Here is a 10,816-nt window from a genome sequence, read left to right on the forward strand (position 1 = left end):
GGCCGGCCGATGAAACTCGACACCGGCCCCGCGCTGTCCCCACGGCCGCATAGGGTCGCGGCGTGACCCTGCAGATCCACCGAGCCCCGCGCACCGACGTGCTCGCGGACGCGCTCGGGGAGCTGCTGAGCACCCCGCTGGCCGACCCGTTCGCCGAGGAGGTCGTGGTCGTCCCGGCCAAGGGCGTCGAGCGGTGGCTCACCCAGCGGCTCAGCCACCGCCTCGGCACCGGTCCACGAGGCGGCGACGGGGTGTGCGCCGGGGTCCGGTTCCTCAACCCCCGCAGCCTGGTCAGCCTGCTGCTCGGCCGCGAGCGCGACGACCCGTGGGACCCCGAGCGGCTGGTCTGGCCGCTGCTCGCGACCATCGACGAGAGCCTCGGCGACCCGCAGTTCACGACGCTCGCCCGGCATCTCGGCCACGGCGTGGAGGGCGCCGACGGCGAGCTGCGCCGCAACCGCCGCTACTCCGTCGCGCTGCGGCTGGCCCGCCTGTTCGCGTCGTACGCCGTGCAGCGGCCCACGCTGGTGACCGCCTGGCGCGAAGGCGGCGCCGGCGAGCACGGTGACGAGCAGGGGCTGCCCCCCGACCTGGCCTGGCAGCCCGAGCTCTGGCGCCGGCTCGTCACCCAGGTCGACGCACCACCCCCCGACGTCCGGCACGCGCAGACGTGCGCCGCGCTCCGGGCGGGCGGGGACGGGCTGCCGCTGCCGGACCGGCTCTCGCTGTTCGGCCACACCCGGATCCCGGTCACCGAGGTCGCGCTGCTGAAGGCGCTCGGCGAGCACCGCGACGTGCACCTGTTCCTGCCGCAGCCCTCGCCGGTGCTCTGGGACGACCTGGCCGACCTGGGCGGGGTGGTGCCCCGCGAGGACGACGACTCGGTCGAGCGGGTCGGTCACCCGCTGCTCGCCTCGCTCGGCCGCGACGCGCGCGAGCTGCGCCGGCTGCTCGACGGCATTCCCGCCCAGGGGCTGGCTCCGCCTGCGGAGGTCTCGACGGGCTCGACCGCCGGCGGCGGCACGCTGCTCGGCTGGCTCCAGCACGACCTGCGCGCGAACCAGGCCCCGTCGTACGACGAGCGCGCCGCCCGCCACCTCGCCGACGGGGACCGCACCCTGCAGGTGCACGCCTGCCACGGACCGGCCCGCCAGGTCGACGTGCTGCGCGAGGTGCTGGTCGGCCTGCTCGAGGACGACCCCACGCTCGAGCCGCGCGACGTGCTCGTGATGTGCCCGGACATCGAGACCTACGCGCCGCTGATCTCGGCCGGGTTCGGCCTCGCGACCCTCGACGGGCACCCCGCCCACCGGCTGCGCGTGAAGCTCGCCGACCGGGCGCTCACCAGCACCAACCCGCTCCTCGCCGTCGCCAGCGGCCTGCTGGGCGTGGCCGGCGGCCGGGTCACCGCGTCCGACGTGCTCGACCTGGCCGGCACCGACCCGGTGCGCCGCCGGTTCGGGTTCACCGACGACGAGCTCGACCGGGTGTCGCGCTGGGTGGCCCGCGCCGGGGTGCGGTGGGGCCTCGACGAGCAGTCCCGCTCGGCGTTCCGGATGGAGCGGTTCCCCCACAACACCTGGCGGACCGGGCTCGACCGGATCCTCCTCGGCGTCGCCATGAGCGGCGACGACCACCACCATCTCGGCCGGGGACTGCCGCTCGACGACGTCGCCAGCTCCGAGATCGACCTCGCGGGTCGGCTCGCGGAGCTGGTCGAGCGCGTCGACCGCACGCTCACCGCGTTCGCCGGGGCGAGCACCGTCGCCGACTGGACGACCGGGCTGCGCGACGGCGTCCGCTCGCTCGTCGACGTGGCGGCCGACGACGCGTGGCAGGTGCCGCAGTTCGAGCGCGAGCTCGCCCGCGCCGCCGCGTCGTCGCACGAGGGTGGGCTCGAGCTGCGGCTCTCCGACGTGCGCGCGATGCTCGAGTCGCGGCTGGCCGGGCGCCCGACCCGCGCCAACTTCCGCACCGGCAGCCTCACCGTCGCGACCATGGTGCCGATGCGCTCGGTGCCGCACCGGGTCGTCTGCCTGGTCGGCCTCGACGACGGGGTGTTCCCGCGCGCCGGGGTCGTCGACGGCGACGACGTGCTCGGCCGCCACCCGCTCACCGGCGAGCGCGACGCACGCAGCGAGGACCGGCAGCTGCTCCTCGACGCGGTCCTCGCCGCGACCGAGCACCTCGTCATCACCTACTCCGGTGCCGACGAGCAGTCCGGCGCGAGCCGCCCGCCCGCCGTACCCCTCGGCGAGATCCTCGACGCCGCCGACCGGACCGCCGCCGAGGCCGTCCGCGACCGGGTCCTGACCCGGCACCCGCTCCAGCCCTACGACGCGCGCAACTTCGTCCGCGAGACCCCGTTCAGCTTCGACACCGCGGCGCTGGCCGGCGCACGCTCGGCGTGGGGCGTACGCCGCGAGCCGCCGCCGCTGCTCGACCGGGCGCTGCCCCCGCGGCTCGGCCCGGACGGGAGGCCACCGGACGTGTCGCTCCAGGAGCTGCGCGACTTCCTGGCCCACCCGGTCCGGACCTTCCTGCGCGGCCGGCTCGACGTGGCGGCCCCGTTCGAGCCCGACGACCTGGCCGACGCGATCCCGGTGACGCTCGACAGCCTGGAGAAGTGGCAGATCGGCGACCGGCTGCTGCGCGAGCTGCTCGCCGGCCAGGACCCGGTCGCGGTGCTGACGGCCGAGCAGCTCGCCGGCACCCTGCCGCCCGGCCGGCTCGGCACCATCGCGCTGCACGAGGTCGCGGAGGAGTGCCAGCGGCTGTGGTCACGCACGGCCGAGGTGCGCGAGGGCGAGCGTCGCTCGGTCGACGTCGAGGTGGACCTCGGCGGGGGACGCCGGCTCACCGGCACGGTGCCCGGCGTCTACGGGAGCCGGGTCGTCAGCCTGGGCTACTCCCGGCTCAACGCCCGGCAGCGGCTGCACGCGTGGGTCGACCTGCTCGCGCTGTCGGCGACCTACCCCGACCAGCACTGGACGGCCCACGCGATCGGCAAGGACCGGGCCGGCCCGAAGCGTGCGCTCAGCGGCCCGATCGACCACCGCGCGGCCGACCGGCTGCGCGACCTGGTCGAGCTGCGCGACCGCGGCCTGTGCGCGCCGCTGCCGGTGCCGGTGAAGACCGGCGCCGCCTGGGCGGAGGCCCACGCGCGGGAGCTGATGGGCCAGGACACCCCGCCGATCGAGGCGGCCCGGCGCGAGTGGGCGACCGACCCGCACAACCGGTTCGGCATCACCGGCGAGGACGCGGATCCCTACCACCAGCGGGTCTACGGCGCCTCGGCGCCCGTCGAGGCCCTGCTCGACGCCGGTCTCGGCGAGCTCGCCTGGGCGATCTGGGAGCCGCTGCTCACCAGCGCCGAGAGGGTGGGCCCCCTGTGAGCACCCCTGTGAGCACCCCTGTGAGCACCATGGCGCCGTTCTCGATCGCCGACCCGCTGCCCACCGGCACCGTCCTCCTCGAGGCCAGCGCCGGCACCGGCAAGACCTGGACCATCGGCGCGCTCGTGACGCGCTACGTCGCCGAGGGTGTGGCGAGGCTCGAGCAGATGCTCGTGGTGACCTTCGGCCGCGCGGCCAGCCAGGAGCTCCGTGAGCGGGTGCGCGCCCAGCTGGTCGAGGCCGAGCGGGTGCTCAGCCCGGACCCGGTCGCCGGCGACGTCGGGGACTCCGACCTGGTGACGCTGCTGCGCTCGTGGAGCGCCGAGGAGCGGCGACTCGGTCACCGCAGGGTCACCGAGGCGCTCGCCGGGTTCGACGCCGCGACCATCGCCACCACCCACCAGTTCTGCTCGATGGTGCTCGACTCCCTCGGCGTCGCCGGCGACACCGACTCGCGGGCGCGACTGGTCGAGGACCTCGACGACCTGGTCAAGGAGACGGTCGACGACCTCTACCTGCGCGCGTTCGCGTTCGGCGACGGGCCGCCCGCGTTCGACCTCGCCGAGGCGCTCGCCATCGCCCGGGCCGCGGTCGGCGACCCGCAGGCCACCCTCGAGCCCGCCGACGAGGACCGCACCACGCCGGCGGGCCGGCGGGTCAGCTTCGCGCGCACGGTCCGCGACGAGCTCGACCGTCGCAAGCGCCGGCTCGGCATCCTGTCCTACGACGACCTGCTCTCCCAGCTCGCCGACGCCCTCGAGCAGCCCGAGAGCGCCGCCGCCCAGCGGATGCGGGCCCGGTGGCGGATCGTGCTGGTCGACGAGTTCCAGGACACCGACCCGGTGCAGTGGGACGTCCTCGACCGGGCCTTCAGCGGGCACGCGACCATGGTGCTGATCGGCGACCCGAAACAGGCGATCTACGCGTTCCGCGGCGGCGACGTCACCACGTACCTCCGGGCCGCGGAGACCGCGACGACCCGACAGACCCTCGCGGTCAACCGGCGCAGCGACGGCCCGCTGCTCGACGCCTTCCAGGCCCTGCTCGCCGGCGCCGAGCTCGGCGACGAGCGGATCGTGGTGCGCGACGTGACGGCGCACCACCGCGAGTCCCGCCTGCAGGGTGCGCCGGCCCCGCACCCGTTCCGGCTGCGGGTCGTGCGGCGCGACACGTTCGGGCGCCGCGGCAGCAGCACGCTCACGGTCGGGCAGATCCGTCCGCACGTCGCGACGGACCTGGCGCTCGACGTACGCCGACTGCTCGCGTCGGGCGCGACCTGGTGCGGCGAGCCGATCCGGCCGCGCGACGTCGCGGTGATCAGCTACCGCCACGCGGACCTCGCCGCGGTCCGCGAGGCGCTGCTCGAGGCCGGCGTGCCGGCGGTGATCGCCGGCGGTGGCAGCGTGTTCGCGACGCCGGCCGCCGTCGAGTGGCTCACGCTGCTGGAGGCGCTGGAGCAGCCGCACCGCAGCACCCGGGTGCGGTCGGCCGCGCTGACCTGCTTCTTCGGACACACCGCGGCCGACCTCGACGCCCGTGGCGACGACCTCACCGACGAGGTCGCCGACACCCTGCGCGGCTGGGTCGAGCTGTTCGCCACCCGCGGCCTCGCCGCGGTGCTCGAGGCGGCGGCCATCGGCACCGGCGGGGGCGCCGGGCTGCCCGAGCGGGTGCTCGCCGAGGTCGGCGGCGACCGGCGGCTGACCGACCTGCGCCACATCGGCGAGGCGTTGCACGAGGTCACCCTCGTCGAGCGGTACGGACTGCCCTCGCTGCTCACCTGGCTGCGCGGGCAGGTGACCGAGGGTCGGGCCGGCCGCGGCGTCGAGCGCACCCGCCGCCTCGACTCCGACGCCGCCGCCGTCCAGCTCGTGACGATCCACGCCAGCAAGGGCCTCGAGTACCCCGTCGTCTACCTGCCGGCGCTCGCCGACCGGTTCGTCCCGAAGCCGACCCGCCCGCTGTTCCACGACGACGCCGGCACCCGCTGCCTCGACGTCGGCGGCAGCGGCGGGCGCTCCACGGACAGCTGGGCCGAGCACTCCCGCCGCTGGGCGGACGAGGAGGCCGGCGAGTGGCTGCGGCTGCTCTACGTCGCGACCACCCGGGCCAAGTCGCAGGTGGTCGCCTGGTGGGCGCCGACCAAGAACGCCGTCGCCTCGCCGCTGCACCGGATGCTGATGCGCGACCTCGAGGGTCCCGACGGTGCGGTGTCGTCGGCCGTCCCGCAGTCGCCGGCCGTGCCGGACGACGACGCCGTGATCGCCCTGTTCTCCGCGTGGCGCGACCGCGGCGGGCCGAGCCCCGAGGCCGCGATCCACGCCGACCCGGGCGCGGACCCGCCCCTGCCCGCAACGCCCGACCTCGCCGCCCGGACGTTCACCCGCACGGTCGACACCGAGTGGCGGCGAGCGTCGTACTCCTCGCTCAGCAGGGTCGAGGCCCCGACGCCCGTCGGCGCGGTCGCAAGCGAGCCCGAGGTGACCGCCAAGGACGACGAGCAGCTCGCCCCCGAGCCCGCGCCGGTCCCGCCCCCGGTCGCCGGCGACGTGCCCTCGCCGATGGCCGGGCTGCCGGTGGGGGCGACGTTCGGGTCGCTCGTGCATGCGGTGCTCGAGCACACCGACCCCGAGGCCCCGGACCTGCGTGCGGAGCTGCTCGGCCACATCGACGAGCAGCTCGGCTGGTGGCCGGTCGACCTCGACCGGGAGGAGCTGGCCGATGCCCTGGTCGCGGTCTGCGACTCGTCGCTGGGCCCGCTCGCCGACCACACCACGCTGCGCCAGGTGCCGCTCGGCGACCGGTTGCGCGAGATGGAGTTCGAGCTCCCGCTCGGCGACGGCCTGCTCGGCGACCTCCGCCCGCTGCTGGAGCGGCACCTGCCGGCCGGCGACCCGGTCCGCGCCTACGCCGCCCACCTCGAGGGCCCCCTCGGCGAGCAGACGCTGCGCGGCTACCTCACCGGCTCCGTCGACGTCGTCCTGCGGCTGCGGTCCGAGGGCGGGCCGCGCTACCTGGTCGTCGACTACAAGACCAACTGGCTCGGTCCCACCGACGAGCCGCTGACCGCGCACAGCTACGCGCCGGACGCGCTCGACGCCGCGATGGGCCACTCCGACTACCCCCTGCAGGCGCTGCTGTACGCCGCGGTCCTGCACCGCTTCCTCCGCTGGCGTCAGCCCGGCTACGACCCCGAGCGGCACCTCGGCGGCGTCCTCTACCTCTACCTGCGCGGCATGTGCGGACCGGACGCCCCCGCGGTCGACGGCGCCCCGTGCGGCGTCTTCGCCTGGCGGCCACCGGTTGCCCTGGTCGAGGAGCTCTCCGACCTCCTGGACGGGGGTGCCGACCGATGAGCGAGCTGTTCGAGCCGGCCGACGAGCACGACTGGCGGATCGCGACCGGCGCCACCGGCCTGCTCGCCACCTTCAACGCGGCCGGCGTGCTGACCTCCAGCGACATCCACGTCGCGACCCGGATCTGCGTCCTGGGGGGCGAGGCCGACGAGCGGATGCTGCTGGCCGTCGCGCTCGCGGTGCGCGCGGTCCGGCGCGGCTCGGTCTGCCTCGACCTGGCGACCGTCGCCACGACCGCGCCCGACCTGCCCTGGCCGGAGGCGTGGCCGATCGCCGCGTCGCCGCTCGTGGACGCCGGCGTGGTCCGCTTCGACCACGACCTGCTCTACCTCGACCGGTACCACCGGCTCGAGCGCCAGGTCCACGACGACCTCGCCGCCCGGCTGTCGCTCGCGCCGCCAGCGGTCGACGAGGAGCGGCTCGTGGCGGCGCTGGCGAAGGTCAGCGGCGGGCACTTCAGCGAGGAGCAGCGGGCGGCGGTCGTCGCGGCCGTGCGTCGCCGTACCACCATCCTGACCGGCGGGCCCGGCACCGGGAAGACGACGACGGTGGCCCGACTGCTCGCGCTGCTCGCCGACCAGGCCGCAGGACAGGGGAGCGGGCTCTCGATCGCGCTCGCCGCGCCGACCGGCAAGGCCGCGACCCGGCTCCAGGAGGCGGTGGCCACCGAGCTCGCCGCCGTCGCGGTCGCCTGGCCCGAGGCGCCGGCGCTGGTCGGCCGCCTGGACGGGCTGACGCTGCACCGGCTCCTCGGCTGGCGCCCGGACAACGCGACCCGGTTCCGCCACGACCGCGCCAACCGCCTCAAGTACGACGTGGTCGTCGTCGACGAGTCCTCGATGGTCGAGCTGACGATGATGGGCCGGCTGCTCGAGGCGCTGCGAGCGGACTCCCGGCTGGTGCTGGTCGGTGATCCGCAACAGCTCACGCCCGTCGGTGCGGGTGCGGTGCTGAGCGACCTCGTCGCCGGCTACGACGGCCGACCGGACTCCCCGGTCGCCGCGCTGAGCACCAACTTCCGGTCCGAGGAGGACATCGAGGCCCTGGCCGCCGCGCTCCGCTCCGGCGTGGCCGACGAGGTGGTCCGCGTGCTGCGCACGCCGTCGGACCAGGTGTCCTGGGTCGAGACGTCGGACCAGGCCGAGGTCGAGGCCGCGCTGCGGCCCGACTCGCTCGCCGCCGCGCGGGCGATCTGGGCGGCCGCCCACGACGAGGACGCCGGCCGCGCGCTGGCCGAGCTCGACCGCTACCGGCTGCTGTGCGCGCACCGCGAGGGCCCCTACGGCGTGCGGCGCTGGAACCGCCTCGTCGAGCGCTGGCTCGCCGAGGACCCGGAGGTGGACCTCTACGCGGAGTGGTACGTCGGTCGGCCGCTGCTGGTCACCAGCAACGACTACGCGCTCGACGTCTACAACGGGGAGAGCGGCGTGGTCGTGCGCCAGGGCCAACGGCGTCGGGTGTTCGTCGCCGGGTCGGAGCGACTCAGGGAGTTCGCGCCGGGCCGGCTCGAGGCGGTCGAGACGATGCACGCCATGACGATCCACAAGAGCCAGGGCAGCCAGGCCGACCGGGTGACCGTGCTGCTCCCGGACGAGGGCTCCCGGCTGCTCACCCGCGAGCTGTTCTACACCGCGGTCACCCGCGCCCGCCAGCACGTGCGCGTGGTCGGCTCCGAGGCCGCCGTACGCGCTGCCGTCGACACCCTGGCCGAGCGCGCCACGGGTCTGCGGCTGCGTCTCGCGCGCCGCTGACGTAACCCCGACGCAACGTGGGGAGACTAGGGTCGAGGGTGGATTGGAGTTGTGATGCCCTACCTGCTGCGCGTGGAGCTGCCCGACGTCCCGGGGTCGCTGGGGCGGCTCGCCACGGCCATCGGTGAGGCCGGCGGCGACATCGAGGCGATCGAGATCGTCGAGAAGCGCCACGATGGCACGGCCGTCGACGACGTGTTCCTGGAGATGGATCCCGGCGCCATGCCCGACTCCGTGGTGTCGACGCTCCACGGCCTCGACGGCGTCCGGGTGCTGTGGATCGGCCGGTACCCCGCGGGCGGAAACCTGTTCCTCGACCTCGAGGCCGTCGAGGAGCTGACCGCGGACCCCGAGCACGCGCTCGGGCGGCTGATCGACCGGCTACCGGTGGTGTTCCGCGCCGACTGGGCCGCCCGGGTCAGCAAGGCCGACGGCATCGTCCACGCGACCGGCGCCGCCCCGAAGGACCTGGCCTGGCAGCCGATCGAGCGCGCCGAGACGATCGACTCCGAGGACGAGAACAACCTGCACTGTGCCGCCCGGCTGAACAAGTCCGAGATCGTCGTCCTCGGCCGGCGTGGCGGCCCGGCCTTCCTCGACTCCGAGCTCGCCCGCCTCGGGCACCTGACCGGCCTCGCGATGTCGATCTCGCGCGCCGCCCGCGCCACCACTCCCTGAGCCGGGGGGTCGCACGACGTCATCGGGACGGAGCAACGGGTGACACTGTCCTGAGACACGGCAGAGCAACGAGTAACACCCTCCGCATGACGTCTGTGGGCGACCCGCAGCAGGGGCGTCCGCCTACGGGACCGAGCGGATCCTGGTCACGAACACCGAGCCGAGGATGGCGACCAGGAACGCCACGGCGTACAGCACGAAGTAGCCGACCGAGAAGCGCTCGCCGTCGGTCTCGGTGACCCCGCCGGCCGCCTCGACGACCAGCAGGATGAGCGCGGCGATGAACGGCGCGAACACCTGGGGCAGCGCGTTGGCGATGTTGATGACGCCCAGGTCCTTGGCGCGGTCCTCGGCGCCGGGCAGCACCTGGGTGATCAGGGCGAAGTCCACCGAGGTGTAGATCCCGTAGCCGATCCCCATCAGCACCGCCGCGGCCACCGCGGCCGGCCAGGTCTGGCCGACCGCGAGGAGCAGCGACGCGAGCGAGCCCACGACGCCGGACCAGATCACGAACACCTTGCGCTTGCCGGTCCGGTCGCTCCAGATGCCGAAGACGACGGTGGTCGCCATGATCACCGCCGCGTAGATCGCGGTCAGCAGGAAGACCCGGTCGTCGGCCTCGTCCTTGTCGACGCCGATCACGTCCTGCAGGTAGTAAAGGAGGTAGAGCAGGCCGAGCGCGTTGCCCAGGTTGACCAGGAAGCGGGTGATCCAGGCCCACGCGAAGTCGGGGTGCCGGCGCGGCGAGACCCAGAACGACCGCAGGAACCCGCCCCAGCCCGACCACGACGGCCGCTCGTCCGGGGTGAGGGGGACGTCGCGGGAGCCGAAGCAGTACGGCAGCGTCAGCACGACGAGCACGCCGGCGGTGACGGCGTACCCCGTCGCGATGCTGCCGGTGGCCGACGCGATGCCGGTGCCGCCGACGACGCCGACGGTCTGGGCGACCGCGAGGATGCCCCCGACCCGGCCGCGCTCGCCGACCGGGACCTGGTCGGGCACCGTCGCGGTGACCGCGGCGAGCATCGCGTTCAGCGTCGCCTGCACGCCGCACCAGCCGATCGCCATCACGACGACGTTGTCGGCGACCGAGAGGAGCAGCAGCGACAGCGCGCCACCCACGGCGCCGCCGGCGACCCAGGGCAGCCGGCGGCCGGCGCGCAGCGTGGTGCGGTCGGAGAAGGCGCCGAAGACCGGGTTGCACACCACGGACACGAACGCGCCCAGGCCGAGCACGACCGAGAGCACCACCAACTTGTCGTCCGGCGAGATGGCCTCGGCCTGCTGGGCGAGCAGCACCTGGATCGGGCCGAAGAAGCCCGCCCAGAGTCCGATGCTCGCCAGCGTGATCGCGGCGATCCAGCGGCCCGGCGGGTTCGTGGTCGGCTCGGCCAACGCGGAGCGCGGGGCCGGGGTGGTCGCGGTCACCTCCGCATGGTGCAGCACCTCCCCCGTCGAGTGACGGGAAATGGCTGGGAAACCCTCTGCGGGTCAGCCACCACGCGTCACTCGACGGGCAGCCGACCCGGGGGGGGGGGGGGGGGGGGGGGGCCGGGGGGGTGGGGGGGGGGGGGGGGGGGGGGGGGGGGGGGCCGGCGGCGGGGGGGCGCGCCGGGCGCCCGGGGGGCGGCGGGGC

At 75.2% G+C, this 10,816-nt stretch carries 5 protein-coding genes; 4 read left to right on the forward strand and 1 reads right to left on the reverse strand.

The window, feature by feature from the left end:
• The first annotated feature begins 62 nt into the window (after positions 1 to 62).
• Genes recC through QMC84_RS17120 form a run of 4 tightly spaced genes read left to right on the forward strand, consistent with a single transcriptional unit; the run spans position 63 to position 9,180 of the window.
• Positions 63 to 3,395, forward strand: a complete 3,333-nt coding sequence (gene recC / locus QMC84_RS17105; RefSeq protein WP_300376756.1) for an exodeoxyribonuclease V subunit gamma — start codon at positions 63 to 65, stop codon at positions 3,393 to 3,395.
• Between the two features lie 8 nt (positions 3,396 to 3,403).
• Entirely contained in the window at positions 3,404 to 6,751 is a 3,348-nt protein-coding gene (locus QMC84_RS17110; protein WP_300376758.1) for a UvrD-helicase domain-containing protein, read from the forward strand.
• Positions 6,748 to 8,502 carry an exodeoxyribonuclease V subunit alpha gene (recD, locus tag QMC84_RS17115; RefSeq protein ID WP_300376760.1) on the forward strand — a complete coding sequence of 585 codons (1,755 nt, stop codon included), beginning with the start codon at positions 6,748 to 6,750 and terminating at the stop codon, positions 8,500 to 8,502. The genes QMC84_RS17110 and recD overlap by 4 nt, the downstream gene beginning before the upstream one ends.
• A 54-nt stretch (positions 8,503 to 8,556) precedes the next feature.
• Complete coding sequence (locus QMC84_RS17120; RefSeq protein WP_300376762.1) at positions 8,557 to 9,180, forward strand: ACT domain-containing protein; 624 nt, start codon at positions 8,557 to 8,559, stop codon at positions 9,178 to 9,180.
• A 123-nt stretch (positions 9,181 to 9,303) separates the two neighbouring features.
• On the opposite strand, the gene QMC84_RS17125 is transcribed toward QMC84_RS17120, so the two are convergent.
• A complete protein-coding gene (locus QMC84_RS17125; protein ID WP_300376764.1) occupies positions 9,304 to 10,608 on the reverse strand; it encodes an MFS transporter in 1,305 nt (434 codons plus the stop codon).
• Positions 10,609 to 10,816: the final 208 nt, after the last annotated feature.

Source organism: Nocardioides sp., from assembly GCF_030019515.1.
Classification (GTDB): domain Bacteria; phylum Actinomycetota; class Actinomycetes; order Propionibacteriales; family Nocardioidaceae; genus Nocardioides.

Excerpts from the sequence above, each read along its gene's own strand:
- recD (WP_300376760.1), top strand. The coding sequence starts at position 6,748 with ATGAGCGAGCTGTTCGAGCCGGCCGACGAGCACGACTGGCGGATCGCG.
- QMC84_RS17120 (WP_300376762.1), top strand. The coding sequence starts at position 8,557 with ATGCCCTACCTGCTGCGCGTGGAGCTGCCCGACGTCCCGGGGTCGCTG.